Here is a 26814-nt window from a genome sequence, read left to right on the forward strand (position 1 = left end):
CCCACGGGGTGCGGCCTCAAAATACGCCGCCCGGCGGGGTGACCCCGCCGGGGGGGCCCCGCGCGCCCCGCGGGCGGGACGGTTTTTGCGCCTATCGGCGCTGCTGTTCCGCCGTGTCGGGCGGAAGCTCGGAATGGGGCTTTGATAGGGCGTCTGCTGCCTGCCGCAGCAGTCGCTCGGCCTCGGTGACGTGGCTGCAAAATGCGGGCGGCTTCGGCATGGACGGAGATCGGAAAGCGCGCCTGGAAATGCAGGTCGCGCTCTATGCCGAGGCCAAGCGGCCCTTTTACGGATGCAAGCTCGGCCAGACTGACGCTGCCAAGTTCGGGGAAGCCGAAGCCGAGATCGCAAAGACCGAACAGCGTGTCGCCATCGGCGTCGAGTTCGCTCAGAAGCGAGGTCGCGGCACCTGTCGGATCCAACAGTTTCACAACGGGAAAATGGTCGATGTCGGCGCCGGCGGCGCCATGGGCGAGCAGTCGTGCGCGCAGTGGATTGGTGATCAGTATCATGGAAAGACTCCTTGTCAGAACGGGTCGCGTTGACTTCTTGCGTCCGGCGGGAGAAAGGTTCACCGGACCTTCCTCTGATCCGCCTCCCCATTAGAGACCGACCTCGAGCAGCTTTGCGCCGCGCGCGGACACATCGGCGCGTCCATCAGGAGGGTTTGCCCGCGTGGTGATCGGCTGGACGCCGGGAATGAGCGTCTGCTCCTTTGCGGCGTCGGCTCGGTCGCGGTCAGTTGAGGTCGCGCATCGTCATGCCGCAATGCCTTCTTGCGCCTCGCCTTCCGCATCGGCCGGAAGGCCAAACAGGAAATCAGCGGCCTTCGAAGCTAGGCTGGCGGCACGGAATATAGCGCGGTTGTCCTCGCGCAGCACCTTCAGCCATGAGCCGATGTAATCGGCGTGACGCACGGTCGGCTCGATGCCGAGATTGCTGCAGACGAAGGCGGCAGTGATTTCGGCGACCAATTCTTCACGCGCGTAGGCCTTGGAGCCGAACGAGCCGGAGAGGTCGCGAGCAAGCCGCGTCGGGTGGCCGGTCCAGTGGCCTAGCTCGTGAAAGCAGGTCCGGTAATAGTCGATCTGCTGATGGAACGCTGGCTGCGGCGGCACCTGAATGTGGTCGCTGCACGGCATGTAGAAAGCGCGATCGCCGCCGACCCTGAAATCCGCACCGCTGGCGAGAATGAGCGTCTCGGCCTGCGGCACGATCTCGCACTGTGGCAGCGGCTCGGCAGGGGCATGGAGGTGTTCCGGAAGATTGTCGCATTGCGCGACATTGAAGACGGTAAAGCGCTTCAGAAAAGGCACGGCCTGTGGTGCATCGCCCTCGTGGCGTGCGCGCTCCTTCTCGTTCTTTGGGACAAAGCGGTCGGCATGCACGATCGTCGTGCCGCGCTCGCCCTTCCTGACATTGCCGCCCAGGGCAAGCGCCTGCCGGAAGGTCAGCCATTTCTGGCTGGGATAGCTGCGCTCGATGACGGCGCCCCACAGGATGAGGATATTGATGCCGGAATAGGTGCGCCCCGTGGACGCATTCCTCGGCAGGCCGAGGCCTGCTTTTGCGCTGCCCCATGGCTTGACCCATGGCACGGTGCCGCGCTCCAGCTCGGCAATGATGCGGTCGGTGATCTCCTGATAGAGGCTTGCGCCTGGGCGCCTGCCCTTGCCTGCGCCAGCCTCTCCGCTGGTGGTACGCTTGCTGTTTGCACGCATGTGTTATCCTCCGCTCGCCAATCGCCGCGCCTTTCCCCGGAAGCGGGGTGGGCGGCGAGTCGCGACCGGAAAGGCCCGCCGTGGTAGGCGGACCGCATCCGAAGGACCGGAACGAAGAGGAGGACCCTGAGCGGCACGCGAAGGGTTGCGGGCTGCCGCGGCGGGTCTAGAAGGGAGTGCCGCCCGCCCCGCGCCACCGGGAAAGGCCAACAGACAAACCGCGCCGCCCGCAAGGGCGGCGGCCGTCACAGCCCGAAGGGCTGCCCACGCCAAGGGGCGAAGCCGAATGGCCGAGACCGCCTGAGCTTGCCGAAGAAAAGCGGGCTCGGTTCACGAGCACCTGGTGCGCGTCGTCAGGCGCGCGGGCGCCCGCCAAGTTTTTTCGCACATGGTCAGGCGCCGCAGTTACGTCGAGAACCAAAAGGCATCGGCGCCGTGCGCGCGGCTTCCTCCGAAAACCAGCGCTCGCCTTTCAACAAATTGAGGCGTTGTCCCACTCAATATTCCTGTCCGTGATCATGATAGATGCGGCGCGCCCGCTAGGACCGGAGGCTGGAGAGAATCTCGCACGGATCAGCGTCAAGGGCCGCAGTTATGTCGAGAAACTCGATGACATCGAGACGCCGCTCTGCGCCCTCGTACTTGGCCACGAAGGATTGGGGACGACCAAGCTTGTCAGCCAGCTGCTTCTGGGTCAGGCCTTTGGCCTTGCGCAGCAAAACCAGCCGGGCCAGGAACCGCTGGTGGCGGGGCGATCGAAGGGATTTGGGCATGGAGGCGAACCGGTCGGGTAAAGACCGGATCAGCGACTAATCCCGGTTTCGGATTATCCCATTTTGGGATATACTGCCTGCGCTCACAGGCGAGGTTCGCAGGCATGAATGGACCAATGGGAACGGATGAGACTCGAAGCTCAAGTTTGAGCGATGAAGTCCCCTGGTCGGAGAACCTCACGAGCTACGACAGGGAGCATTTCACGATCTACCTGCGGATCCTGGATGCCTGCGCCGACAATGCCAGCGAAAAGGAGATGGCCGAGCGCATTCTCGGCATCGACCCGTCCATTGACCCGGTCCGCGCCCGCAAAGCTCTTCGCAGCCATATCGACCGTGCGAACTGGATGGTGACGACCGGCTACAAGGAACTGTTCGCCGGCTGATGCACAACGCCCACTGCCACGTGTTTCGATCAGGCAAGTCTCTGTAGCCAAATTCGGCAGCGCACGGCCGCGACAGCCGGCGCGGCGGGAGCGGTCACAACTGGTTCGCGTGCTGTTTGACTGCCACTTCCAGTGCTTGCATCAAAGGCACAGCCTTGGAGAAGAGGAAGCCTTGAGCGGTTCGGCAGCCAAGCTTGTGCAGGGTTTGCCGATCCGCCTCTGTTTCGACGCCCTCGGCCATGACGTCGATCCCGAGCATCTCACCGAGTTCAATGACCGATTTGACAAGCAGTCGGTCCTCTCGGGACTTGGCCAAGCCGCGAATGAAGCCCTGGTCTATTTTCACCTTGCGTATCCGACGGTCCTTGAGAGATGCCAAGGTAGAAAAGCCGGTGCCGAAGTCGTCGAGCGCGATGGAAATACCGGCATGTGAAAGCCGTCCGAGCTTTTCATCCACTCTGTCCGGGTCCACCGGCGATTCTTCGGTAATCTCGATTTCGAACATCGTCGCAGGCAGGCCTCTTGCGGCCAGACCATCCAGAACCATGTCGTCGATATCGCCGGCTTCCAGTTCGCGCGGGGAAACATTCATCGCCACACGAATGTTACGACAGTCAGCTTTCACCAAGCCGTCGATAAAAGCACAACAGTCGGCGAATACGGTTTGCGTCAGCAGCTGAAGCATTCCGGTTTCGCGTGCGGCTGTGATGATTTCGGGTGGAGAGATGGCACCATGTGTCGGATGGGACCATCTCAGCAAGGCTTCAAAACCGACCACGGCCTCGGTGTCGAGTTTCACGATCGGCTGGAACCAAGGTTGCAATCTTCCCGTCTTTATCGCCGAATGAAGGTCCCGTTCGATGGACTGGCGGCGTTGGAGTTCCCGGTCGAGTTCGGCATCGAACAGGCAAAATTCGTTCCTGCCATGGCGCTTGGCCGTATAAAGGGCGATATCGGCCCGCAACAGCATTTCAGTCAGGCTCGACGTCTGTGCCAAGTATATCCCTATCGATGCCCCGACGCGCACGGACGCGACCCCGATATAGGGGCGAGCAATTTTGGCTATGATATTGGAGGCGAGATCACTGGCAGAAAGCGAAGCTCTCGTTGAGGGAAAAACCAGCACGAATTCATCGCCGCCAATACGAGCTAGCGTTGAGCCTTCCGGTGCTTCCTGCTCTATGCGGCGGGCGATCATGACAAGCAGTTCATCACCGGTCCTGTGACCGTAGGTGTCGTTGACAGATTTAAAGCCGTCCAGATCAATCAGCATTGCCACGAAGGGGCCATCCGCGGTCTTGAACCGACCGATGGCGTGTTCAAGGCCCCGCCTGTTGAGAAGGGCGGTCAAATGGTCCTCCCTGGAGTTGCGCTCCATTTCCGACGCAAGTCGCTCTGCCTCATGTCTCAGGCGGCTTGCTTCGCGGAAGCGCGCCTGCCCAACAAACGAAGCTCGGACCAAGCCGCCCATGAAGAGCAGAACGGTGAAAGCCAGAATGTAGCGTTCAAAATTGCCTTTCGCCAAAAGGCACGCCACCGTGATGAGGAGTGGAGGTGTGATGAAGCTGGTCGCCGCGGCGGCATACGAGCTGCCATATGTAACCGCACCAGCTGAAATGCCCGCCAGTATGACCAGATGCATCGGTGCTTGAGGTGTTGTGTATCCAACAGTCAGCACGGCCGGGAAGGACCAGGCAAACCCTGCCAGAAGGGCAAGGACGCCAAACATGCGAAGGCGCGGCAAAACGCCAAGCAAATCCTGATTGCGCCCCGTTTCCTTTAGCTGAAAACGGGCGAGTGCAAGCCGGGCGGCATTTAGCGCATTGACGACCAGGAACCAGCTTGCAGCGGCAAAGCCGCCGCCAGAAAGGGCCTGCACCCCGCAAATCAGGCCTGACAGGATCGCGCTTATCGGCATCGACACGAAGAGCCCGGCCCTCAGGTCAGCAAGCTGATCCTGACGGATTTTGGCCTCCAGCGATTCTTCTTTCTTTAGGGGTGCCATGAATGGACCAGCTTGCTTGCGTCATTGTTCGCGAGGACCAAACCTATGCAAGCCCACTGAAGGACGGGTTAACTACCCAGCGAGGGTAACCAGTGCGCTCACCATGCTTCGGGTCACACCTTTGGCTTAGCATTGCCGAATCATCAAGGTTTCGCCCGCGCGCGTGCCTTGATCCGAGTCATGCCATGATCGGCAACGTCACCAGGAAGCAGCCTTGCCCGCGACGCTGCGAGCGAGCAAGACAAAGAAGCCGCGCCGAGACAGCGCTCCAGAGCGGTAGCGCTCTGTGCGATTCACCGCCTGAGCATGGCCGAAATGCCATGGCGGACAAAGGGAAGATGTTGGGCAAAGCGGAGCCCAGCATGTCTTGCAAGCCGTGCCGCCGGGTGCTCGCTTGAGTAAAGACCGACAAGCATGTTGGTGGCATGATAGAGCGGCGCCGCCGACAGCCGCAGCCGGTTTTCGTATCTGCCGAGCATGTCGGGATCGGCAATGTCGCGGCGGGCGCGACATGCTGTCAGTATTTTATGAGCGAGTTGCTTCTGGCCGCTTAGGCCTATGTTGAAGCCATGCGCGGTCACGGGGTGCATGCCGATGGCAGCGTCTCCTATCAGTGCCGCACTCGGTGCCGAGAACTTGTGCGCCCAGGTCGTGACCAGCGGATAGGCATGGCGGGTGCTTGCCAGGGTCATCTGCCCGAGGCGTCCTCGACACCGGTTCATCAATTCCATGAGGAACAATTCGTCATCGAGAACAGACAGTCTATCGGCCTCGATTGAGCGCAAAGTCAGAAGCAGCGACGACACGCCTTCCATGAGCGGCAACATCGCTATGGTCTGATGGTGGTCGAACCATTCGACCGCGATCTGGTGATGGAAGCGCTCGTGCCTCACTCGGCAAATCAGCATGGAGTGGCCAAGCGGATGGATGTTGGCGCCAATGCCGAGCAGGTCGCGCATCGCGGACAAACGCGAATCCGCTGCGACGAGCAGCCGAGCGGCCAATTGCCTGCCATCAGAAAGCGCTATGACCGCCTCGTCGTCGCTGGTTGTTGCATTGACGACCGAGTTGCCGCACAGCAGCCGGGCATGATCCTGGAAGTAGACAACTTTGAACAGGGCATCGCGGATCCGACAATTTGGGACCAGAAATCCGAGTGGTTCCCCAGATCCGCTGGGAGTATCGAAGCACAGGGCGAAAGGGCTCGACCCGTTGAGCACGCGCGCGCCATGAAGCGGTGATTTGTCCGATGCGGGGATGGCATCCCAGGCGCCGAGCTCGCGAAGGATTCTCACTGATGCGTGGGTCAGCGCGATCTCGCGACCGTCGAAAGCCGGATTCGCCAGGCTGTCGAGCGACTGCCGTTCAACCACTGCCACCTTGAGTCGGCTCCGGGCGAGCGATGCTGCGAAGGCAAGTCCGACCGGGCCAGCTCCGACAACAATGATGTCGAATGTGTCGACAGAGCCGGCCATCAGCGTGCCGCCATAGCGGCTATCTGCGATACGAAGCGCTCTTGAAGCATCGCAATCACCCACGGTTTGCCGCTCATCTCCCCAGCGTCGATAGACATGCGTTCTCCGTTGGAAGCATGGTCAATGAAACCACGCCGACTAAGAGATAACGCTGATCTGGATCAACCAGGCTCGACAAACCCGGCAACGGCGGGTTCACGGTCGAGTGGTCGATTGCCGCGAAAACGTTTGCATGTCTAGGCATTCTGAATGGTCGGCTTCCCAATCGCGTGCCCCTCCTACCCAAAGGTTCGGCAACGTGTTGTGGCTGATCCGTTCTTCGCACGCGCGCCGATATCATCATGACGAGGCAATCCAGCTAAAGATTCGGTCGATGACGACCAGCATCCGCACAGTCGTTGACGCCGCCGACCGGTTCAGCCTCGCGGCTCTTCCCGATCGATAAGGATCCGCTGGGCGGAGCCGTCGAGATCTTCGTATTGGCCGCTCGTCAAGATCCACAGGAAGCCCCGGTCCAAGCCCCACCAAAACAGGCAGCGGCCATCGCATTCCCTCAGGACGGGCGTCTTCGCTGCCGACAGCGTGCTCGCCAACCATGACGGGCGCTATACGCCGAAGCAACTCGCCGACGGCCTCATGTCCAAGTGATGTGGGAAGGGAGCAGAACCAAAGGGACTCTGCTCCGCGTCCCCGCTTTTTCCGCAGCTATGAAACCGTCACCGAACGGATCCGTACTGAGGAGGAGGCCGTCCTTGACTTGCCCGACGCCGGCAACCTTCTCAGCCGCAACGATCGCAGCCTTCCGCTGACGCTCGTCGACAATCGCCCCGGTCAGTTCGACGAGGCCGTCGCTGACCCTAACATCAATCAAGTCACCACCGCTCCACGATTGTCCCTGCAGCTCGGCAAGTATGGCCTTGCGGATCAGGTCGTCATCGGGTGGCGTGGTGCCCTGTTTCGGCATTGCGCGGATCAGGACAGGCAGCAAATCAGTTCGCGTGATGATGCCGACGACCCTTTCCTGATCGACAATCGGCACATTGTTGATGCGGTGTTGCATCATCAAGTCGACAATATCTGCAATCGAGGCGCCAGGAGGCGCCGAGATGACGGGTGTGGTCATCACCTGATGGATGATCCGTCCGTTCGAGCGCACATAGTCTTCGGCGACTGTGCCCGGGCCAAGATCAAACTCCAGCCAGCGCGGACGCACACGCTGGGTCCCAAGTTCCTCTCGGCGCAAGAAGTCGCTTTTGCTTACAATGCCAACCAGGGCACCGTCGCTGTCCGTTACCGGGAGGCAGCTGACTTTGTTTGAAAGCATGAGCTCGGCCGCTTCGGCGATCGTCGCGTTCGCATCCGTCGTGATGACTGGCTTCGTCATGATGGCTTCGGCTTGCATCCTCACCCTCCTGATCTTACGTCGGACGACGATGGGGCATCCCGACGCGCGGCGCTTTGATCTAAGTCACTTGGAACGAGGAGGATTCTCCGCGCCGTCGTCGCGGTCGATAAGAATGCGCTCCGCCGCGCCATCGAGATCGTCGTACTGGCCGCTTCTCAATGCCCACAGGAAGCCGGACAGGCCGAGTGCGCCAAGGAACAGCGCCACCGGAATGAGATAGGCGAGCGTCGTCATGAGGATCGGGCCAAGGCGCCGGCCCGCGCGGGCCTGTCCTGCCGCGCAGTTTCGGACGACGCACCCGTTGGGAAGCCTTGCAGACGCATCGCATTTCCAATCACAAGCAATGACGAGGCAGACATCGCGACCGCCGCGATCAGAGGCGTAACATGACCCAGAATGGCGATCGGCACGGCCACAGCATTGTAAACGATAGCAATTGTTATGTTCTGTCGGATCAGGCTTCCCGCCTTGCGCGACACGTCCAGCGCCAGCGGGATCGCCAAGAGGCTTTCGCGCAGAAAAACGAAGTCGGCTGCATTGCGGCCAATGTCGGCGGCGGTGGCGGGTGCGATCGAGACATGCGCGGCGCTCAGCGCCGGCGTGTCGTTGAGCCCGTCGCCAACCATCAGAACCTTGTGCCCGTCTCTCGCCAGGCTCTCGATGCGTTCAACCTTGCCGGACGGTAGCAGGCAGGGAACGAAGTCATCGACACCAAGCACGTCCGCAACCTCGGCGCAGCCTTTGGCGGTATCGCCCGACAGCATTTCCACGCACATACCAGCGTTGCGCAGTTGATCGATCGCTGCCCTGGTGTCGAGGCGCAGCGCATCCTCGAAAACGAAGGATGCCACAATCATGCCGTTTTTCGTCAGGACTGTTCCGCCGTAGCCATGTTTGCCTTCGCCGCCGGTTCGAGCCTTCCAGCCAGCCCATCCGCGTCGACCCAGCCGCCAGGTGATACCGGCGGCGGTGGCTTCGATCCCGAAACCCGGGTGCTCGGTCACCGCATCGAATTTGTGCTGGCTGCTGCTGACGGCAAAGCCGGCAATGGCCTTTGAATATGGATGACGCGAATGCGCGGCCAAGTCGGCAGCGATTGCCAGCATGGCGGGATCGATCGACGACGTGTTGACGAGCCTGGGCTGGCCAAGCGTGAGCGTGCCGGTCTTGTCGAACACGGCTGTATCGATCGTTGCCAGGCGCTCCATGGCCGAGCCGTCCTTGACCATGATGCCGTTTTCGAACAGGCGCCGCGCGGCCACCACCTGAACGATTGGAACGGCGAGGCCAAGCGCGCACGGGCATGTGATGATGAGAACAGCGATTGCGATCGTCATCGCCCGGTGCCAGTCGCCAGTCACCGCCATCCAGCCCAGGAAGGTTGCCAAGGCGGTGAGATGAACCACGGGCGCGTAGAGTGCCGACACGCGGTCGGCGATACGGCGATACCGGGCGCGACCACCTTCGGCGGCCTCCATCAACCGAACCATTTCCGCCAGGAACGAATCCTTGGCGGCCGCTGTCGCCTCAATCGTCAGCGGACCGGTGAGGTTGAGGACACCGGCCTGCACAATCTCCCCTGGCGCGACGTTTCGCGGCGTGCTCTCGCCAGTGACCAGTGAGCAGTCAAGATCCGACGCTCCATGAACGATCGTGCTGTCGACGGGGATTCTCTCGCCGGCTGCAATGAGCAGTTGCATCCCCGGTTCGATTTCGCCAACCGGCAAATAGTCCCGTGCGCCATCGCCGCGCAGCACCATGGCGCCACGCGCAGCCAACTGTGACAGGTTCTTTACCGCGGTCCGCGCGCGTTCGCGCATCACGTGATCGAGCGTGCGGCCGATCAACAGGAAGAACAGCAGCGATACCGACGCGTCGAAATAGGCGTGGTCGCCATGGGTGATCGTCTCATAGAGGCTCATGGCGTAGGCCAGCGACACGCCGACGGCGATCGGCACGTCCATGTTCATGCGGCCGTGGCGCAGCGCAGTCCACGCCGATTTGAAGAAGATCCCGCCGGCAAAGGCGAGGGCGGGAATGGCGATGAGCGCCGAGACCCAGTGGAACAAATCGCGCGTGGCGCCTTCGGCGCCGGACCAGACCGATACCGAGAGCAGCATGATGTTGCCCGCCGCAAAGCCGGCAACGGCGACGGCGCGGATGAGCTCCGATAACGTCCTGTCCTTCGCATCGGTGTCGGCTTCGAACAGATGTGCCTGGTAGCCCAGGCGCCCGAGCACTGCGACCAATGGTGGAACCTCATCGCCGCGCCACTGGACCGAGACCCGCTTCGTTGAAAGGTTGACGCGGGCGGCCTGGACGTGATTGAGCTTTCCCAACGCGGTCTCGATCATCTGGATGCAGGCGCCGCAGTGAACCGTCGGTACCGACAGGTCGGTCTGATGAAGGTCATCGCCCAGCGACCGGCTCGCCAGCCTGACCTCCTGGCTTGATGGCAGGACCGAAGCGGGGCTGACCAGATCCAGCGCCATTTCAGCGCCCGGCGCGCAGCAGCTCATTTCAGCACCCCTTGGGAAATCATGACCCTGCGCACGTCGCGATAAGGTCTTGCCAGGCCGGCATCGGCGTCTATTTCGATGATCCAGACACCATCCCTTGGCACGTGTTGTGCTGCAAACTCCTGGCCAGAGACCAGGGCGAGCGTGACGGACTCATCCTCTTTCTCGTAAGCCGGATGGCGAAACAGCACCTTCACGCCATGCAGGGAAACCGGTTTGCCCGCGGCGTCGATGATGCGATAGCGGACTTCGCCCCATGCGATGGTCAACTGGCCGGTCCAGCCAAGCGCTGCCTGCGCACGGCCTTCCTCGGCCTTCTTGTTGAATTGTTGGCTCGCCACATAGGTATTTTCGACGACAAGGCCGGTCCAGCTTGTGTTGGCAAGCGTCGCCATCGTCACATTGACCGCGATGACCACGCCGAAAAAGGCAAGGATCGTGGCCAACATGTGCCTGCCGGTGAACTCGCGGGGGTTTCGCGTGGTGGCGTTCATCTGGCGATCTCCGGCGAGTTGAAGGTGGCGGTGTATTCGTTGGACTCGAAGCTGACCTTGTCTTCGACCCGGAATGTGAAGGTCTGCGCCTGGCCATGAATCTGGTCGGCGGGCAGGCGCACGAAAACCTTCAACATCTTCAGCCGGTCGGGTTCGACCTGGACTGCAAAGGAGCGATCGGCGGGGAGATCGACGCCAACGATGCTCATCTCCGCGCCTGGCAAACCCCCGAGGGTGACGATAATCGTTCTCGGTTCGGGGATCATGTTCAAGAGCTTGACGGTATAGCCATTGCGGATCGAGCCGTCCGAGAGCGTCACGAATTGCGGGTTGCGGTCGTGCAGGACATTGATTTCGAGCCGGTCGCGCGTCAGCAGCGAAAAGAGCAGGCCCAGCCCGATCAGCGACCACATGGCCATGTAGACATAGGTTCGTGGCCGAAAGATCTTGCGGATATGGAAATGCGCCACCCTGTCCGAAAACACGCCGTCATCCGTCCTGACCAGTGATGGATCGACCGAGCTGGCGCCGCCTGCGGTGGCCAGCATCATGTTGGCGTTGTAGTCGGAGAGCGTCGCGTAGGAGATCAGTCCTCGCGCTTTGCCGAGCTTGTCCATGACGCCGTCACAGGCATCGATGCAGAGCGCGCAGGTGATGCATTCGAGTTGCTGACCGTCGCGTATGTCGATCCCCATCGGACAGACGGCGACACAGGCATTGCAGTCGACGCAATCGCCGACGGGATGCCCTGCGGCAAGAACCTTCTTGGCGTGACGCGTGCGCGGTTCGCCGCGCCAGTCATTGTAGGTGACGGTGAGCGAGCTCTCGTCGAGCATGGCTGCCTGGATGCGCGGCCATGGGCACATATAGGTGCAGACCTGTTCGCGCATCAGCCCGCCAAACGTGTAGGTCGTCGCCGTCAGGACCGCGACGGTGATGTAGGCGACAGGCGCTGCCGTGCCGGTGAAGAGTTCGCCGAGCAGCGTCGGCGCATCGGCGAAATAGAAGATCCATGCGCCACCAGTCGCTGCGGCTATGACCAGCCAGATGACGTGTTTCGATGCCCGCAGCACAAGCTTACGAGTGGTCCAAGGACCGGCATCGAGCTTGATGCGTGCGTTGCGGTCGCCCTCGATCGCGCGCTCGACGACCAGGAACAGATCGACCCATACGGTCTGTGGGCATGTGTAGCCACACCAGGCACGGCCAACAGTCGATGTGATCAGGAAAAGACCGACGCCGGCCATGACCAGAAGGCCGGCGACATAGTAGAATTCCTGGGGCCATATCTCGATGAAGAAGAAATAGAAGCGCCGGTTGGCGACATCGAGCAGCACGGCCTGGTTCGGGCTAAACGAGCCCCGATCCCAGCGCAGCCACGGCGTCAGATAGTAGATGCCGAGCGTGATCGCCATCACGATCCATTTGAATCGGCGAAAGCTGCCCGAGGCCCGCTTCGGGAAGATCTTCCTGCGCGCGGCATACATTGGCTGGCGCACCTTGGCGGAGTTGAACGTCGTGGGTTCGATCCGTTCTATTTGCGTGTTATCGAGCACGAGAAGCTCCAGTCACCAGCGACGATTTCGCCGGAAGCCGACTCATCGGTTCTGGATGATGCCGAGGCCCGGCTTGCGCCGGGCCTCGTCGCTTGGCGGGAGGGGGAGGACGAGAATAGGCTGCTTTCCTATTCTCCGCCGCCAAGCGAATGGATGTAGACCGTCAGTTCCTTGACCTTGATCTCGCCGAGGCGCGCGCCCCAAGCCGGCATCACGCCGTGTTTCGGTGCGGTTACCTGGGCGGCGATGGCCGCTTCGCCTGACCCGTAGAGCCAGATGGCGTCGGTCAGATCTGGAGCGCCGAGTTCCTTGTTGCCTTTTGCATTGTCGCCATGACAGGCCACGCAGTTTTCGGCAAAGACCTCTGCGCCCGGCGCGACCAATGCTTGATTGACGACGGCCCCCGACAGACTGGCGACGTAGGCGCTGACCTGTTTGATCTGGTCGGCGGTGATGATGTCGGCAAAGGCGGGCATTTCCGACAGGCGCGTATCCGGATCGGTGGCGAAGCGAATGCCATGGGTGATCGTCTGCTGGATCTGGTCCGCCTTGCCGCCCCACAGCCAGTCGTCGTCGTTAAGGTTGGGGAAGCCCTTGGAGCCCTGGGCGCCGGAACCATGGCACTGCACGCAATTGAGCTTGAACGCGGCACCGCCGGCGGCGACGGCGAATTTGCGCAGCGTGTCGTCCGCCGCGATCTCCGAAACACTTTTCGCTTCTATCGCGGCGACATATTTGCCCTTGGCCGCTTCAGCCGCGGACAAATCGTTCCCGACATCGTTGCGGCTGGAGTAGCCGAGCACCCCCTTGGTTGCCGTGTGCAGCAGAGGCCATGCCGGATAGGCGATGGTGTAGCCGATCGCCCAGACTATGGTGATGTAGAACGTCCAGATCCACCAGCGCGGAAGCGGGTTGTTGAGCTCCCGGATGCCGTCCCACTCATGACCGGTGGTTGAGATGCCGGAAACCTCGTCGATGTGATCGCTGCTCATGATCAGTCCTCCTTCAGAGGAATTTGAGCTGCTTCGCCGGCTTGCCTGCGGCTTCCGGGACGAACTGCAAAGGCAACGGATCCGATGAAGAAAAGAGCCATGGCAAGTAGGCCCCAGCTGTCGGCAAACTCCCGCATGAAATTGTACGTCATGGCCATTGTCCTCAGCGGTAGCCGGCGGTCTCATCGTAGTTCTTGAAATCGACCAGCGTGCCCAGCATCTGGAGATAAGAAACCAGCGCGTCCATTTCGGTGACTTGCTGCGGGTAGCCGTCGAAGTCGCCGATCTTGGCCTTGGGGTAGCGGGCCTCGAGGCCGGATGTGTCAGCGTTGGGATCAGCCTGCGCCATCAAATCGGCATTGGCGTTGGCGATCATGTCGTCGGAGTAAGGGACGCCGACGCGCCTGTTGGCGACCAGATGCGTCGAGAAGTCCTTCACCGCGATCGGCTTGTCCTTCAGGAAGGCATAGCTCGGCATGATCGATTCCGGCACCACGGACCGTGGATCTGTCAGGTGATCCACGTGCCACAGGTTGGAATACCGGTCGCCAACGCGGGCGAGATCCGGTCCGGTGCGCTTCGATCCCCACTGGAAGGGGTGGTCGTATATCGACTCGGCCGCCAGGCTGTAGTGGCCGTAGCGCTCGACCTCGTCACGGAACGGCCTGATCATCTGGCTGTGGCAGAGGTAGCAGCCCTCGCGGACATAGATGTTTCGCCCGGCAAGTTCGAGCGGCGAGTAGGGGCGCATGCCTTCCACCTTCTCGATCGTATTATCGAGATAGAAGAGCGGCGCGATCTCGACGATGCCGCCGATTGTCACGACCAGCAGCGACCCGAGGAGGAGAAGTGTAGCGTTCTTCTCGATGACCGCGTGTCTGTTCATCAACCTCATTTTCTGTCTCATCATCGCGCAAGCTGGAGGGCGGGGGTGGAGCGCGGCATCGGATCCTGCTCGCGCCGGTAGCCGAGGATGGTCATGGCGATGTTCCAGGCCATGATCAGGGTGCCGGAGAGGTACATGGCCCCACCGATGGCGCGCATGATGTAATAAGGGTGCATAGCGGCCACGGTTTCGGCGAAGGAGTAGACCAGGAAGCCCTGCTCGTCGTATTCGCGCCACATCAGGCCCTGCATGATGCCGGACACCCACATGACAGCGGCGTAGACAACGATGCCAAGCGTCGCCAGCCAGAAGTGCCAGGTAACGAGGCGAAGCGAGTAGAGCCGTTCACGGTTCCACAGCTTCGGCACCATAAAGTAGATTGCGCCAAACGAGATCATGCCGACCCAGCCGAGCGCACCGGAGTGAACGTGGCCAATGGTCCAGTCGGTATAGTGCGACAGAGAATTGACCGTCTTGATCGACATCATCGGGCCCTCGAAGGTGGACATGCCGTAGAAGGCGATGGCCATCACCATCATGCGGATGATCGGGTCAGTGCGCAGCTTGTCCCAGGCGCCCGACAGCGTCATCAGGCCGTTGATCATGCCGCCCCATGACGGCATCCACAGCATGATCGAGAACACCATGCCAAGCGTCTGCGCCCAGTCGGGCAAGGCCGTGTAGTGCAGATGATGGGGCCCAGCCCAGATGTAGAGAAAGATGATTGCCCAGAAATGGACGATCGACAGACGGTAGGAATAGACCGGCCGGTTTGCCTGCTTGGGCACGAAATAATACATCATGCCGAGGAAGCCGGCGGTGAGGAAGAACCCGACGGCATTGTGGCCGTACCACCACTGCGTCAGGGCGTCCTGGACTCCGGAAAATGCGGAATAGCTCTTGGAGCCGAGAAAGGAGGCCGGCATCGACAGGTTGTTGATCACATGCAGCATCGCGATGGTCACGATGAAGGAAAGGTAGAACCAGTTGGCGACGTAGATGTGCGGTTCCTTGCGCTTCAGGATGGTGCCCAGAAACAGGATCAGGTAGCCGACCCAGACGATGGTCAGCCAGATGTCGACATACCATTCGGGTTCCGCATATTCGCGGCTCTCGGTGATGCCGAGCAGATAACCTGTCGCGGCCATGACGATGAAGAGCTGGTAGCCCCAGAACACGAACCAGGCGAGATCGCCACCGAACAGCCGGGCGCGGCATGTGCGTTGGACGACATAGAGAGACGTGCAAAGCAACGCGTTGCCGCCGAAGGCGAAGGCGACGCCCGAGGTGTGCAGAGGCCGCAAGCGGCCGAAGTTGAACCAGGGCTGGATGTTGAGATCGGGATAGGCAAGCTGCAGCGCGATGACCACCCCGACCAGCATGCCAACCACACCCCAGAACATGGTGGCGATGGCGCCGTAGCGGATTGGACCATCCATGTAGGCGGACGGGTCGATCGGAGCGGCAGGCTTGAACTCAGTGTTACGCAGTAGGATCGCAGTGAAGCCAGCCAAGGCGAAGAACAAGACCCACATATGCTGGCGAAAGGGTTCATCCACCCCAGCGCCAGCCGCCACCAAAGCCGCGAATGCGAACAGGCTTAGAAGCACGATTTCTTTGCCGAATTTCATCGCAAGCCCCGATTTCCAATTTCGGCGGATGCCAAACCGCGGTGCCTTATTGCGCAGCCGTCGCCTGCTCGCCCTGATCCATGTCAGAGTCGCACCATTTTGCTCGAGCAGCATCGAGTTCGGTGCGATCAGACTGCGACGATCGAAGGTGGAAGCGCACCACCGGCCGCCCGTTTATGGATGGGGCCTGGCGTCCCCGGTCGGGCCCCGGGTGCGGAGGCGACCGCGGGCGTGTGGGGGAGCGCACCTTCTGCGACGCTGGAAAGCACGTCGACGCCTTACCGAACCCGCGTTCAATGCCTTGGAACAGCCAGCGCCAGCGTTACGCTGCCGTCGTGACATTCATGGCTTGGGGACGGCGATTTTCCCCTGCGGATGAGGCGTATTGACTTCGGCCAAGTGTGGATGCTTCGCCGACGAGCCGAAAGGCAACTGGCGCATACAATCGGATGGAGAACGGGCTGTCGCTACGCGACTTCTTCTGAGCCCAACGCGAGCATGCCCTGCCCCGAATGAAGTAGGTGACGGGGGCCATGCAGCTTCTGCGTCATTCAAACGGCTGTAGCGCCTCGGCCGCCGCAGCGCCGTTCCAGCCGGCTCATGCTGTCCACGGTGACGCGGCGGTTGTTCTCGATCCGAATCACGCCGTCCATTCTCAGGCTGGTCAGCTGACGGCTCACGGTCTCGTTTGTGATTCCAAGGAAATCAGAAATGTCGGCACGCGTCATCGGCAGCTCGAAGCACGTCGAGCTAGCCGTCGGGTCAACATTGGAGTCGATGTTCCGGGCAATCATGAGGAGAAAGCTCGCCACCTTCTCTGGTGCGGTCTTGCGCCCCAGAGTCACCATCCATTCGCGTGCCTCGTCAAGTTCGTTCAGCGCCTGCTTGAGCAGGCGATGCACAAATTCGGGTGACTGCTTCATCATCCGTTCGATGGCCGCTCTGGGAAACGAGCATAGCGAGACAGCTGTTGCCGCTTCCGCATTGATCGCACTTTTCATCTTGAAGGGCCGACCCAGAAAATCCGGGGCGAACTGCAGGCCGACAATCTGTTGGCGTCCATCTGACAGGCTCTTCGTGAGCTTCACCACGCCTGAAAGCACGTTCGAATAACAGTCGACCGCCTCGGCGTCGCCGATCAGTTCGACCCCCGGCTCGATATTGTGCCGCGACGACGTCTTGGCGAGCTGAGCCAAATGGTCTGGCTCTAGCGCGCCACAGACACCGCGGCGCCGTGCCTCGCAAGACAGGCAAAGAACGGGGATGCCGGAACTGTGAATATCCTGCCGTAATGTCATTCGATCGCTCTAACGGTCCGTGCGGGCAGGATAGCATCCACGGTAGAAAAATCCTTGCGGCAGTTTGTCCGTGCTGAAGGTTGATCGAAATCAGGGCTTAGGCTCATCCAAGCATCCACAGTTCGGGCGACGCAAACACGGTGGACCACGACATGCGACAAAAGCTAGTTGCCAGATTTGGCGAGAACGTCCCGCGCTACACGAGCTACCCGACCGCGCCGCATTTCAATGCAAGCGTTGACGCTACCGTTTGTCGTGGCTGGCTACAGCGGCTCGACGAGGGCGACGAAATCTCGCTCTATCTGCACATCCCATACTGCGACAAGCTTTGCTGGTTCTGTGCCTGCCATACCAAGCAGACACGCCATTACGAACCGGTGACCACATATCTGCGCTCACTGCATGCCGAGATCGCCACCGTCGCCAGTCTTGTCGCAGGCAAGGGTCGCGTCCGTGCCGTCCATTTCGGTGGCGGTTCGCCGACCATGCTCAAACCCGAAGATATGGTGGCGCTGGGAACCGCCCTGCGCAACAGCTTCGGCTTTCTTCCCGGCGCCACGATCAGCGTTGAAATCGAACCCAACGATATGGACGATGCCCGCCTCGATGCGCTTGCCGAAATCGGCATGACCCGTGCGAGCCTCGGCGTTCAGGATTTCGATCCGAAGGTGCAAAAGGCGATCAACCGCGAGCAGAGCTTCCTGCAGACCAAGACGGTCGTCGACGGCGTTCGTTCGCGCGGCGTCGAATCCGTCAATCTGGACCTGCTCTATGGTCTGCCGCACCAGACCAGGGAAAGCGTCGCTTCTACGGTCACGCAGGCACTGACCCTGGAACCGGATCGGATCGCACTGTTTGGCTACGCGCATGTACCGTGGTTCAAGAAACATCAGACGATGATCGACGAGGCCTGGTTGCCGGGTCCCGCGGAGCGCTTTGCCCAGTCGCAACTGGCTGCACAGGCGATTGTAGACAATGGATACGAGGCAATCGGGCTCGACCATTTCGCCAAACCAGGCGATGCGCTGGCGATTGCGGCACACACCGGGACTTTGCACCGGAACTTTCAGGGCTACACGGACGATTGCTGCGAAATCTTGATCGGGCTCGGCCCGTCATCCATTAGCCAGTTCGGCAAGGCTATGCGCAGAACATGCCTTCAACTAGCGAATATAGACGCATGGTTGATGACGGCGGGCTGGCCGCTGTTCGGGGTATCGCACTTTCCAACGACGACCGCGTTCGCGGCTGGATCATCGAACGTTTGATGTGCGACTTCGCCTTCTCGGCCATCGATCTGGTGGAACGCTTCGGCGAGGCCGGCCAGAGGCTCCTCCTTCAGTCAAGTTCCATGGCCCTCCACGATCCGGTTCGATTGCTTGAACTTGATGGCGACAGATTCGTTGTGCCGGCTGAAAGTCGCCCTTTCGTCCGAAGCATCGCGGCCAGGTTCGACAAATATTTCGAAGCTGGAACGGCCAGGCACTCGGCGGCAGTCTGAGCACTCAGAGGAACGGTCATGCCTCTCAGTCGATCATGGACCGCGGTACGTTTGTTGATCGGCGACCGTCTATCGAGACAAGATTCTGAGCGGACCAGACGCGTCTTGGCGCAGCGACGATATCGTCCGCTCGAGCCCTGCCTGTCGGATCATGGTTGTCGGCGACAGCTCCCTTCGACCTGAACCACCCGTTCACCCGAATTCTGCCGGCGCAGTTCCAGTGGAAAGGGCCTGGGCTAGACGGCTCTCTTGTTACCCCAGAGCACAACGTGCAGCTGCGGCAGCACGCGGGCCTCGAACCATCTGTCGCGGGTCACGCTGTCAACCAGCCACTCCATGCGCTTCAATATTCCGTCAAGGTCGACAGGCGCGTCATCATTTGTGGGGTGTGGCGGCGTGTGATTGCCGGGCTGCAGATAGATCGGAAGTTGCGGAAATTGCGCAGCGGCGTCTTTCGCGTAGGTGTAGTCCCTTTCGTCGAAAACAATGAGCTTGAGCACGACTTGGGGCTTGCCTTGTGCCGCCTGGAGGCACGCCTCGACAGCGGCCCAATCTGTCGTCATTCGGCTTGACGGCGGCTTTGGGCTGAGGATCAGCACGTCAAGCTGCGCAAACCAGTCCCTGGCAAGCGACCCTTGGGTTTCCAGCGCAAAACGGTAACCGTCACCATGGCCCCGGTCGATGAGCGCGCCGAGCGGCTGGATGGCCGGATTGCCGCCTGATAGCGACACCATCACCGGGCGGCCACCGGAAAGGGCAAGCACATTTTTCCACACCGCCCCAACGGACATCATCTCCCATTCATGCCGGAATTGATTGTCCACAGCATGGAGGCTGTCGCACCAGGAACAGCGATAGTCACACCCGCCGGTTCTGACGAAGATCGTCGGCAAACCTATGAGCACGCCCTCGCCCTGGATCGTCGGCCCGAAAATCTCGCTAACGCGGATTGCGGGATGAGTATTCGTCATGGCCGGTATTCCGCCCAGGTTTTCGGCGTTTCGCTCACCCGCACGGCCGCGGTTTCGCTCAGGCGTGCCTTGCACCAGTCGTAGAAATGTCTGGCCAGATATTCCGCCGTGATTTGCTCGTGTCCCAGCACGTCGTTGAGATGCCGGTGGTCGAAGCTCTCGTCGATGTAGCGTTTGAATGGCGCCAAGTCGTGGTAGTCGCGCACGAAGCCGTGATCGTCCAGTCCATCCGCTGAAAGCTCCACTTCGACGATGTAGTTATGTCCGTGCAGGCGCGCGCATTGGTGATCGGGTGGCAATGAGGTGAGCTGATGCGAGGCTGAGAAGTGGAATTCCTTGGTGATGCGGAACATTACGCGGTGGTCCTTCGCAGCGCTCCGAGCCAGAAGTCGGAGTCCTCATACTCGGTTGGGTCCGGGTGCCCAGCGATGTGAAACGCCTCACGCCGCTCGACGCAGGTCCCGCACCTCCCGCAATGACGCTCGGCGCCCTTGTAACAGGACCAGGTCTGCGCAAACGGCGTGCCGTATGTGGCTCCATCCATAACAATGTCCGCCTTCGTCAGGTTCACATAGGGTGCATAAAGGCGAATCTGCGCGTAGCCGTCGAGCGCGTGGTCCTGCATCATCTGGAAAGCGTCGATGAAGGCCGGACGGCAATCGGGATAGACAACGTGATCCCCACCATGCACGGCCGTCGCCACTGCGTCAGCGTCTTGCGCTGCGGCGAGGCCGAAGGCAATGGCCAACATGATGGCGTTCCGGTTGGGCACCACCGTTATCTTCATCGTGTCTTCCGCATAGTGCCCGTCGGGCACGTCCACATTGTCGGTCAGCGCGGAGCCGGAAAGGTCGCCGCCGATCTCGTGGATATCGATGATTCGCTGCGGGACACTCAGGCGCTCCGCGCAAAGGGTGGCGAAGCCCAATTCCTTCCTATGCCGTTGGCCGTAATCGAACGATAGCAGGCCGGTCAGCTGGTGCTCCGCTGCCACCTTGTGGGCAAGAGTAACGGAATCCAATCCGCCGGAGCAGACGACGAGAGTCTTCATCGTTGGATCCTTGTTTTAACCGGGTAGGCTGCGACCGGAGATTTCTCTGCGCTCCAGTACTTCAGGAAAACCATTTTGTGAAGTGAACGGAGACCAATTCGTGCGCTTGCGTGCGATGCGCAAAAAGCCATCGCGGTGAGCTGCAAGGACACTGACTGGCGAGACGTCACCCTTCAGCGGAATGCTCAAAGTCGAACGCTTCTCGGGGACAAAGTTCTCGACGAGCAGAGCCTGTCGGTCCCGAGCGCCGAGCGACTCCATTGCAACGGTTTCGGAGTACAAAGCTGAGATGGGCTTGCCGCAAACAGCTCACTTACCAGGGATGTTCAGCGATGCCGAAATCCAGATATCGGGGTGGATTATGAGATCAATTGTCGCGACAGCTTTGGCTGGCCTGCTCCTCGCGCTTCGTAGATGCAGCGCATTCCACGTCAGGATCATTTTGATGAGCACGCCCTCAATGGATAACCGGCGAACCCTGAATAACCGGTCGTGAGCCGACATCTGTGAACAAGCGGTGTGGTCGATTGCAATCACCCATGTCTTGCGCACAGGTACCTTATGGCAGTGGATGAACTGAACTTGATGGTTTTACAGATGGCAGTCGAAAGCGTCCGCTCGCTCTCGTTGAGCTTCGCTGAAAAAGCCGCCGAGATAGCCACCAGGAGCCGCGGCAGCCTGCTTTTCAACGTGCGGATCGACGGTGACGCGCAGGTCCAGAGGGTCGCAGCCATCCGATATCACGGCGGCCAATTCGGCGTGCTGGCGTTAGACGGACACGGCCTAGTTACCCACTATTGCATCGTTAACGGTATGTTCTCACATTACATTGCGGCCTTGGAGAGCTGGCACAGGATGCCCCTGTCGATGCAGGCCAAGATGGATGCCAACGGCAATGCCCGTCTCTTCGTAGCGGCGTTGCGGGATGCCGGACATATGCTGGGCACCTAGCATTTGGCCAGAGTGCATCTCTGAATTTGCAAGTGCATCACTGCGATGGCGCCGGCATGATCGTCATGCTCGAAACGGGCTGCGGCGGCCGCGGCAAAGGGGTCGCCGCGATGATGGTGTCAACGGCGTTGCATCGATGCGAGCGTTTAGAACAGAGGTCTCCTCCTGGCATCGAGCGTATGCAAGGAGCTACGCAAGCGCAAATGTATCAAGTATTTTGAAGGGACGACCCCTCATGCATACTTAGCTGCGATGCTCGGGCGGCATAAGCCTCGTTGCCATCTAGCCGCCTTGATGCACGGCGATAAGCTTTTGACGGCCTGAAGCGACGCTGTGGTCGCCGTTGCGGTGCTTTTCCACGCGCCTCGTCAGGCGCCGGGATTGCTCCGGCGTGATGGCAGGCGGGGGACGAAGCGGATATCGCCACCGTGGGCGCCGACCTCGACCCGCGCGATGATGCGCTCGACGCGGCTCCAACTAGCGGCGCCGTCAACGAACTTCTTGAACCTGCGGACCTTGCCTCTCTTGGCCGACGCTTCGAAGCGTGCTGTCGTGCTGGCCTCCAGATCCGCCACATGCTTGCGCAGGGTCGTGGTGGGCGCGAGGCCAAAGATGAAGTCGACGCGCAGCACCAGTCGATGACCTGGGTTGCAATAATGGCTATCCCCGCGGAGCAGGATTCGAATGTTCGGCCAGTTGATCCGGATCGCCCGCACCAGACGGCGCAGGTGGGGGCGGATCTCAGCCCCACTCGGCCGCTTGGCCGGTCGCAGGATCGCGCTGACGAACCGTCCCGCACCATCGAACACGACGATCGGCTGGAAGCCGTACTCGTATGGTGGGCATTGAACAGGCGAAGCTGTTGGCCTCCGTGCACACCGTCGAAGGTGTCGTCAATGTCGAGTACGATCCGCTTCGGCACTTGCCGGAACGAGGCGCAATAGAGATCGACCATCGCCCGCCCCATCGCGACTAGCTCCCGCACCCCGGGTAGGTTCTCCAGCCGGCACAGCGTCGATTGCGACGCCAGATCCCGACCCGACGGCAGCGCATCCTGGGCCATCTTGAAGACCGGATCGCGGCGCAGCCGGTTGGCGTCGTTGCCGTCCTCGTAGCCGGCGCCGATCATCTTCATGCGAAAGTCGATCATGTCCGCCAGGCTGTGGACGACCTGGTCCGGGCAGCGCGGATCGTCGATGCAACGCGCCAGACGCTCGGCCACCCGCAACCGCTTTTCCACCTCGGCCAAGGCCAGAACGCCGCTGTTGGACGACAGCATGCCGCCGTCGAAACGGGCGACGACGGACTAGCCGCCGACTGATGACAAACCGCTCAGCGGCAGCGCAAGATCGTTCATGGTGGGTGTGGTCTCCGGGAAATTTCGGATCGGCTTAAGCAACCAAATCCTACGTCATTTCAACGGGCTTGCGCCACATCCACCAACCCACATGAATTTGGTTAGGTTGATGCTGCGTGCCGCCGCCGTGAGGCCGCGCTCGCTAAGCAGCGCGTCGAGAACGACGAGAAGATTCAGATCGAGCCCTTTGAAACGCATGTCTTAGCTATCCATAGCGTGGATGAATTTGATTGAAACAAACGATTTTACCAATTTTCCGGAATGTCGCATGGACCTGGCAGGACCTCACGTGCGCCGATGACTGCCTCTATCGCGTGGCGAGTCCCTTGAGAAGAGCCCGAAAGAGGAAATCTGTCGCGTGCGGTGGAGATTGTACTGGGAATGAGAGGCAGCGCTCCAAATCATGTCGAACTCTCCGACGAATGGCGACCGGTACATAGTTGATCGCAACTGGTCCGGAGCTATGAAACATCTCGATTACATATGAGGTGCCGAGTGAATACGCTGACGGCACCCACCGTCGCAGCGTTTAGCTGACGTTTGACGACGGTTCCTATCCATTTACACGCAGATTCTTGATGTGCTGGCGCAAAACCGGGAGGCCGGCGACTCTTCTTCGTCATCGGGCTGACGCCGAAGAAGCCGGAGCTCGTCCGGTTCCTATGGGCATTGGGCTTGGTCGGTCGCACAGGCTCTATGAGGGGCAATTTTGGCAACGCGACGCGACTCGGGTTTTGAACGACGCCGAAAACGCAAGCTAGAAAGGAACAAGATGGCAGATCAACTCGCCAACGAAATAATCGCAATGATCAAGAAGCGCGCCGCGTCGGAGGGCGGCATAGCGCCTGCCACGGGCGGCGAGATAACGGCCGCCACGGGACTGACTTCGCTCGGTATCGATTCACTGGGATTGGCGGACGTTCTCTGGGACCTGGAGCAGGCCTACGGCATCGAGATCGAGATGAATACGGCCGAGGCATGGTCGGATCTCCAGAATGTTGGGGACATGGTGGAAGCCGTGCGCAGCTTGCTCGCTACGGGGGTGTGAATGGACAGGCGCGTCGTGATTACTGGGATTGGCGGAATTTGCGGGCTTGGAACCAACGCCGCCGCCATTTGGACAGAGATGCGAGAAGGCCGCTCCGCCATCGGCCCAATCGTCAACTCCGAGTTCCATGAATTGAGGGTCAGGATCGGTGCCGAGATCAAGGCCCTGCCGGAGCATGACATCGACAGCAAGCAACTCATCTCCATGGACCGCTTCAGCCTGCTCGCTGTGCTTGCGGCGCGGGAAGCCATGCGTCAGGCCGGACTTTCCTCCAAAGAGGGAAATAGCTATCGCTTCGGTGCGACGGTGGGCGTTGGCGGCTGCGGGTGGGATGCGATCGAGCAAACCTACCGCGCCATCCTGCTGGGCGGTAAGCGTGCCGCTCTCTTGACTGTACCCAAGGCGATGCCGGGTGCCGCTGCCGGCCAGGTCAGCATGAGTCTCGGCCTGCGCGGGCCGGTCTTCGGCGTCACGTCCGCCTGTTCCTCGGCAAACCATGCGATTGCCTGCGCGGTGGACCAGATCAGGCTCGGCCGGGCCGACGTGATGCTTGCCGGCGGCAGCGAAGCGCCGCTCATATGGGGTGTGCTGAAGGCATGGGAAGCGATCCGCGTGCTTTCGCCCGATACTTGCCGGCCATTCTCGGCCGATCGCCAGGGCCTGTCGCTTGGTGAAGGAGCCGGCATGGCGGTGCTGGAAAGCTACGAGCATGCCCTGGCTCGGGGCGCCACCATCCTTGCCGAAATTGCGGGTGCCGGCCTTTCCGCCGATGCGTCCGGCATCGTCGCGCCGACTGTCGAGGGGCCGGAGGCAGCAATGCGGGCCTGCCTTGCCGATGCCAGGCTGGATGCCGAAGATGTCGACTATCTCAACGCGCACGGCACCGGCACCAAGGCCAACGACCAGATCGAGACGGCGGCGATCAAGCGCGTCTTCGGTCAGCACGCCTTCTCAATGTCCATTTCTTCTACCAAGTCCATGCACGCGCATTGCCTCGGCGCTTCCGGCGCGCTCGAGTTGATCGCCTGCGTGATGGCTATCCGCGAGAGCGTCGTGCCGCCGACTGCCAATTATCGTGAGCTGGACCCCGATTGCGATCTCGACGTCACGCCCAATGTGGCACGCGAGCGCAAGGTGCGCGTGGCACTGAGCAACTCCTTCGCCTTTGGCGGCACGAACGCGGTTCTGGCGTTCAGGCAGGTGTAGAAGCCATGAGAGATGCCTCCGGCAACATTATCTCTCGCATCCAGATGCTTGCCGGATAACTATTGTGAAGGGCGGGTCATTGACCGCCTCGGCGAATGCGGGAAGTGGCAGCGGAAGCTCGACGATCCGGGGGTATCGTCTTTGCGAAATTCTTAACTGTTGAACCGGCTTGGACGTACCGCCGCCCCGTAAAAGGTAAGCGAGGCCCTGCGGGCTCGGCTTGAGGGTCTGAAGCTGTACACGACAAATTTCTGGAAGCCGCAGGGTCGGCTCTGCGCCCGTTATGTCGCCTGAGTGCTGCCGGCCCGGCCGCGCCGCGGGCGCCGTCAACGAACTTCTTGAACCTGCGGACCTTGCCTGTCTTGGCCGACGCTTCGAAGCGCGCGGTCGTGCTGGCCTCCAGATCCGCGACATGCTTGCGCAGGGTCGTGGTGGGCGCGAGGCCAAAGATGAAGTCGACATCGTTGGCGCGGCACCAGTCGATGACCTGCGGGTTGCAATAATGGCTATCGCCGCGGAGCAGGATTCGAATGTTCGGCCAGTTGATCCGGATCGCCCGCACCAGACGGCGCAGGTGGGGGCGGATCTCAGCACCACTCGGCCGCTTGGCCGGTCGCAGGATCGCGCTGACGAACCGTCCCGCACCATCGAACACGACGATCGGCTGGAAGCCGTACTCGTCATGGTGCATTGAACAGGCGAAGCTGTTGGCCTCCGTGCACAGCGTCGAAGGTGTCGTCAATGTCGAGTACGATCCGCTTCGGCACTTGCCGGAACGAGGCGCAATAGAGATCGACCATCGCCCGTCCCATCGCGACCAGCTCCCGCACCCCGGGTAGGTTCTCCAGCCGGCACAGCGTCGATTGCGACGCCAGATTCCGACCCGACGGCAGCGCATCCTGGGCCGTCTTGAAGACCGGATCGCGGCGCAGCCGGTTGGCGTCGTTGCCGTCCTCGTAGCCGGCGGCGATCATCTTCATGCGAAAGCCGATCATGTCCGCCAGACTGTGGACGACCTGGTCCGGGCAGCGCGGATCGTCGATGCAACGCGCCAGACGCTCGGCCACCCGCAACCGCTTTTCCACCTCGGCCTAGGCCAGAACGCCGCTGTTGGACGACAGCATGCCGCCGTCGAAACGGGCGACGACGGACTTGCCGCCGACTGATGACAAACCGCTCAGCGGCAGCGCAAGATCGTTCATGGTGGGTGTGGTCTCGGGAAATGGTTCGGATCGGCTTAAGTAGGCATTCCTACGTCATTTCAACGGGCTTGCGCCACATCCACCAACCCCCATGGCTTTTTCAGGCTAGCAGAGAGGGTGCTGCGGTGCACTCACTGACACGAGATCGCAAATGGAGGCGCGTGACCACCAGAACTGGCGACACCCATGGTGGTCCGCTGGACCCGCAGGAGGAACCACAAGGTGTCAGCGGGCAGAGCGCAAGCGAGTGCCTACTTCGATCTTTCTAGAAGCGCGGCCGGCGCCGGGGGGGGGGGGGGGGGGGGGCGCGTGGCGGCGGCCCCCCCCCCAGAAGTGGGGGCCCGTTTGGTGGGGTGGTAGGCCCTAGGAAGGCCCGGAAAGGGCGG

At 61.1% G+C, this 26814-nt stretch carries 23 protein-coding genes and 6 pseudogenes; 6 read left to right on the plus strand and 23 right to left on the minus strand.

The annotated features are described in order from the left end of the window. Window positions 1–91: 91 nt before the first annotated feature. From NKJ76_RS30515 to NKJ76_RS30525, 3 genes and pseudogenes are all read right to left on the minus strand, one after another. Window positions 92–512, minus strand: a pseudogene (locus NKJ76_RS30515) (DUF2958 domain-containing protein). A 246-nt stretch (window positions 513–758) separates the two neighbouring features. Continuing rightward, window positions 759–1721, minus strand: a complete 963-nt coding sequence (locus tag NKJ76_RS30520; protein WP_023753774.1) for an ArdC family protein — start codon at window positions 1719–1721, stop codon at window positions 759–761. Between the two features lie 539 nt (window positions 1722–2260). Beyond that, window positions 2261–2494, minus strand: coding sequence for a helix-turn-helix domain-containing protein (locus tag NKJ76_RS30525; protein WP_023708050.1), 234 nt, complete (start codon window positions 2492–2494; stop codon window positions 2261–2263). A 104-nt stretch (window positions 2495–2598) separates the two neighbouring features. Between NKJ76_RS30525 and NKJ76_RS30530 the strand changes: the two genes are divergently transcribed. Continuing rightward, window positions 2599–2880, plus strand: coding sequence for a DNA -binding domain-containing protein (locus NKJ76_RS30530; protein WP_081726268.1), 282 nt, complete (start codon window positions 2599–2601; stop codon window positions 2878–2880). A gap of 94 nt (window positions 2881–2974) precedes the next feature. Here NKJ76_RS30530 and NKJ76_RS30535 read toward each other — a convergent pair whose 3' ends face one another. From NKJ76_RS30535 to NKJ76_RS30595, 13 genes are all read right to left on the minus strand, one after another. Beyond that, entirely contained in the window at window positions 2975–4885 is a 1911-nt protein-coding gene (locus NKJ76_RS30535) for a putative bifunctional diguanylate cyclase/phosphodiesterase (protein WP_352539092.1), read from the minus strand. Between the two features lie 293 nt (window positions 4886–5178). Then, window positions 5179–6360: a 5-demethoxyubiquinol-8 5-hydroxylase UbiM gene (ubiM, locus tag NKJ76_RS30540; RefSeq protein WP_023808102.1), complete on the minus strand. Its 1182-nt coding sequence runs from the start codon at window positions 6358–6360 to the stop codon at window positions 5179–5181. Between the two features lie 416 nt (window positions 6361–6776). After that, window positions 6777–6893, minus strand: a complete 117-nt coding sequence (ccoS, locus tag NKJ76_RS30545) for a cbb3-type cytochrome oxidase assembly protein CcoS (RefSeq protein ID WP_352886926.1) — start codon at window positions 6891–6893, stop codon at window positions 6777–6779. 101 nt (window positions 6894–6994) lie between these two features. Further along, window positions 6995–7762: a CBS domain-containing protein gene (locus NKJ76_RS30550; protein WP_352539093.1), complete on the minus strand. Its 768-nt coding sequence runs from the start codon at window positions 7760–7762 to the stop codon at window positions 6995–6997. 66 nt (window positions 7763–7828) lie between these two features. Continuing rightward, the gene (gene ccoS / locus NKJ76_RS30555) at window positions 7829–7999 is read right to left on the minus strand and encodes a cbb3-type cytochrome oxidase assembly protein CcoS (RefSeq protein ID WP_023697810.1); all 171 of its coding nucleotides are present in this window, start codon (window positions 7997–7999) and stop codon (window positions 7829–7831) included. After that, on the minus strand, window positions 7996–10284 hold the full coding sequence (locus tag NKJ76_RS30560) for a cation-translocating P-type ATPase (RefSeq protein ID WP_352539094.1): 2289 nt from the start codon (window positions 10282–10284) through the stop codon (window positions 7996–7998). The genes ccoS (NKJ76_RS30555) and NKJ76_RS30560 overlap by 4 nt, the downstream gene beginning before the upstream one ends. Next, the gene (locus NKJ76_RS30565; RefSeq protein ID WP_352539095.1) at window positions 10281–10778 is read right to left on the minus strand and encodes a FixH family protein; all 498 of its coding nucleotides are present in this window, start codon (window positions 10776–10778) and stop codon (window positions 10281–10283) included. Before NKJ76_RS30565 ends, NKJ76_RS30560 begins: the two co-directional genes overlap by 4 nt. Beyond that, window positions 10775–12334, minus strand: coding sequence for a cytochrome c oxidase accessory protein CcoG (gene ccoG, locus NKJ76_RS30570; RefSeq protein WP_352539096.1), 1560 nt, complete (start codon window positions 12332–12334; stop codon window positions 10775–10777). The genes NKJ76_RS30565 and ccoG overlap by 4 nt, the downstream gene beginning before the upstream one ends. Window positions 12335–12462: 128 nt before the next feature. Further along, a complete protein-coding gene (gene ccoP, locus NKJ76_RS30575) occupies window positions 12463–13326 on the minus strand; it encodes a cytochrome-c oxidase, cbb3-type subunit III (protein ID WP_023708059.1) in 864 nt (287 codons plus the stop codon). Between the two features lie 2 nt (window positions 13327–13328). Continuing rightward, window positions 13329–13478 carry a CcoQ/FixQ family Cbb3-type cytochrome c oxidase assembly chaperone gene (locus NKJ76_RS30580; RefSeq protein WP_023690689.1) on the minus strand — a complete coding sequence of 50 codons (150 nt, stop codon included), beginning with the start codon at window positions 13476–13478 and terminating at the stop codon, window positions 13329–13331. A gap of 11 nt (window positions 13479–13489) precedes the next feature. Then, window positions 13490–14221 carry a cytochrome-c oxidase, cbb3-type subunit II gene (gene ccoO, locus NKJ76_RS30585; protein WP_023708060.1) on the minus strand — a complete coding sequence of 244 codons (732 nt, stop codon included), beginning with the start codon at window positions 14219–14221 and terminating at the stop codon, window positions 13490–13492. An 11-nt stretch (window positions 14222–14232) separates the two neighbouring features. After that, the gene (ccoN, locus tag NKJ76_RS30590; RefSeq protein ID WP_023708061.1) at window positions 14233–15843 is read right to left on the minus strand and encodes a cytochrome-c oxidase, cbb3-type subunit I; all 1611 of its coding nucleotides are present in this window, start codon (window positions 15841–15843) and stop codon (window positions 14233–14235) included. 551 nt (window positions 15844–16394) lie between these two features. Then, entirely contained in the window at window positions 16395–17141 is a 747-nt protein-coding gene (locus NKJ76_RS30595) for a Crp/Fnr family transcriptional regulator (RefSeq protein WP_023708062.1), read from the minus strand. 152 nt (window positions 17142–17293) lie between these two features. Between NKJ76_RS30595 and hemN the strand changes: the two are divergent. After that, window positions 17294–18642, plus strand: a pseudogene (gene hemN / locus NKJ76_RS30600) (oxygen-independent coproporphyrinogen III oxidase). Between the two features lie 236 nt (window positions 18643–18878). Here hemN and queE read toward each other — a convergent pair. From queE to queC, 3 genes are read right to left on the minus strand one after another with little or no spacing between them, the layout of a single operon-like run. Continuing rightward, entirely contained in the window at window positions 18879–19613 is a 735-nt protein-coding gene (gene queE / locus NKJ76_RS30605) for a 7-carboxy-7-deazaguanine synthase QueE (protein ID WP_023708064.1), read from the minus strand. After that, a complete protein-coding gene (gene queD, locus NKJ76_RS30610) occupies window positions 19610–19966 on the minus strand; it encodes a 6-carboxytetrahydropterin synthase QueD (protein ID WP_023708065.1) in 357 nt (118 codons plus the stop codon). Before queD ends, queE begins: the two co-directional genes overlap by 4 nt. Then, on the minus strand, window positions 19966–20664 hold the full coding sequence (gene queC / locus NKJ76_RS30615; protein ID WP_023708066.1) for a 7-cyano-7-deazaguanine synthase QueC: 699 nt from the start codon (window positions 20662–20664) through the stop codon (window positions 19966–19968). Before queC ends, queD begins: the two co-directional genes overlap by 1 nt. Before the next feature lie 561 nt (window positions 20665–21225). Between queC and NKJ76_RS30620 the strand changes: the two genes are divergently transcribed. Together NKJ76_RS30620 and NKJ76_RS30625 are read left to right on the plus strand one after the other, a co-directional pair. Continuing rightward, window positions 21226–21615: a hypothetical protein gene (locus tag NKJ76_RS30620; RefSeq protein WP_023673549.1), complete on the plus strand. Its 390-nt coding sequence runs from the start codon at window positions 21226–21228 to the stop codon at window positions 21613–21615. A gap of 56 nt (window positions 21616–21671) precedes the next feature. Further along, a complete protein-coding gene (locus NKJ76_RS30625) occupies window positions 21672–21836 on the plus strand; it encodes a hypothetical protein (protein ID WP_023708068.1) in 165 nt (54 codons plus the stop codon). 186 nt (window positions 21837–22022) lie between these two features. On the opposite strand, the pseudogene NKJ76_RS30630 reads toward NKJ76_RS30625, so the two are convergent. Next, a pseudogene (locus NKJ76_RS30630) lies at window positions 22023–22972 on the minus strand (IS1380 family transposase); the annotation flags it as partial. A 96-nt stretch (window positions 22973–23068) separates the two neighbouring features. Then, a pseudogene (locus NKJ76_RS30635) lies at window positions 23069–23170 on the minus strand (LysR family transcriptional regulator); the annotation flags it as partial. Between the two features lie 574 nt (window positions 23171–23744). Here NKJ76_RS30635 and NKJ76_RS30640 point away from each other — a divergent pair. Together NKJ76_RS30640 and NKJ76_RS30645 are read left to right on the plus strand one after the other, a co-directional pair. Further along, a complete protein-coding gene (locus NKJ76_RS30640; RefSeq protein WP_023708072.1) occupies window positions 23745–24020 on the plus strand; it encodes an acyl carrier protein in 276 nt (91 codons plus the stop codon). After that, window positions 24021–25226 (plus strand): beta-ketoacyl-[acyl-carrier-protein] synthase family protein, encoded by a 1206-nt coding sequence (locus tag NKJ76_RS30645; protein ID WP_023708073.1) that lies wholly within the window; start codon window positions 24021–24023, stop codon window positions 25224–25226. Here the strand turns inward: NKJ76_RS30645 and NKJ76_RS30650 are convergent. Both NKJ76_RS30650 and NKJ76_RS30655 read right to left on the minus strand, forming a co-directional pair. After that, a pseudogene (locus NKJ76_RS30650) lies at window positions 25213–25377 on the minus strand (LysR family transcriptional regulator); the annotation flags it as partial. The gene NKJ76_RS30645 and the pseudogene NKJ76_RS30650 overlap by 14 nt on opposite strands. A 168-nt stretch (window positions 25378–25545) precedes the next feature. Next, a pseudogene (locus NKJ76_RS30655) lies at window positions 25546–26428 on the minus strand (IS1380 family transposase); the annotation flags it as partial. Between the last annotated feature and the right edge of the window lie 386 nt (window positions 26429–26814).

The sequence above is a fragment of the Mesorhizobium sp. M0029 genome (genome assembly GCF_040323735.1).
Classification (GTDB): Bacteria; Pseudomonadota; Alphaproteobacteria; order Rhizobiales; family Rhizobiaceae; genus Mesorhizobium.

Coding starts and splice junctions, on each gene's coding strand:
- NKJ76_RS30535 (WP_352539092.1), bottom strand. CDS start 4,885: ATGGCACCCCTAAAGAAAGAAGAATCGCTGGAGGCCAAAATCCGTCAG.
- NKJ76_RS30620 (WP_023673549.1), top strand. CDS start 21,226: ATGGCAGTGGATGAACTGAACTTGATGGTTTTACAGATGGCAGTCGAA.
- queC (WP_023708066.1), bottom strand. CDS start 20,664: ATGAAGACTCTCGTCGTCTGCTCCGGCGGATTGGATTCCGTTACTCTT.
- NKJ76_RS30550 (WP_352539093.1), bottom strand. CDS start 7,762: ATGCAAGCCGAAGCCATCATGACGAAGCCAGTCATCACGACGGATGCG.
- ccoS (WP_023697810.1), bottom strand. CDS start 7,999: ATGACGACGCTCGCCTATCTCATTCCGGTGGCGCTGTTCCTTGGCGCA.
- queD (WP_023708065.1), bottom strand. CDS start 19,966: ATGTTCCGCATCACCAAGGAATTCCACTTCTCAGCCTCGCATCAGCTC.
- NKJ76_RS30560 (WP_352539094.1), bottom strand. CDS start 10,284: ATGAGCTGCTGCGCGCCGGGCGCTGAAATGGCGCTGGATCTGGTCAGC.
- NKJ76_RS30530 (WP_081726268.1), top strand. CDS start 2,599: ATGAATGGACCAATGGGAACGGATGAGACTCGAAGCTCAAGTTTGAGC.
- NKJ76_RS30640 (WP_023708072.1), top strand. CDS start 23,745: ATGGCAGATCAACTCGCCAACGAAATAATCGCAATGATCAAGAAGCGC.
- NKJ76_RS30580 (WP_023690689.1), bottom strand. CDS start 13,478: ATGACGTACAATTTCATGCGGGAGTTTGCCGACAGCTGGGGCCTACTT.
- ccoO (WP_023708060.1), bottom strand. CDS start 14,221: ATGAGGTTGATGAACAGACACGCGGTCATCGAGAAGAACGCTACACTT.
- NKJ76_RS30520 (WP_023753774.1), bottom strand. CDS start 1,721: ATGCGTGCAAACAGCAAGCGTACCACCAGCGGAGAGGCTGGCGCAGGC.
- ccoN (WP_023708061.1), bottom strand. CDS start 15,843: ATGAAATTCGGCAAAGAAATCGTGCTTCTAAGCCTGTTCGCATTCGCG.
- queE (WP_023708064.1), bottom strand. CDS start 19,613: ATGACGAATACTCATCCCGCAATCCGCGTTAGCGAGATTTTCGGGCCG.
- NKJ76_RS30625 (WP_023708068.1), top strand. CDS start 21,672: ATGATCGTCATGCTCGAAACGGGCTGCGGCGGCCGCGGCAAAGGGGTC.
- NKJ76_RS30525 (WP_023708050.1), bottom strand. CDS start 2,494: ATGCCCAAATCCCTTCGATCGCCCCGCCACCAGCGGTTCCTGGCCCGG.
- NKJ76_RS30645 (WP_023708073.1), top strand. CDS start 24,021: ATGGACAGGCGCGTCGTGATTACTGGGATTGGCGGAATTTGCGGGCTT.
- ccoP (WP_023708059.1), bottom strand. CDS start 13,326: ATGAGCAGCGATCACATCGACGAGGTTTCCGGCATCTCAACCACCGGT.
- ubiM (WP_023808102.1), bottom strand. CDS start 6,360: ATGGCCGGCTCTGTCGACACATTCGACATCATTGTTGTCGGAGCTGGC.
- NKJ76_RS30565 (WP_352539095.1), bottom strand. CDS start 10,778: ATGAACGCCACCACGCGAAACCCCCGCGAGTTCACCGGCAGGCACATG.
- NKJ76_RS30595 (WP_023708062.1), bottom strand. CDS start 17,141: ATGACATTACGGCAGGATATTCACAGTTCCGGCATCCCCGTTCTTTGC.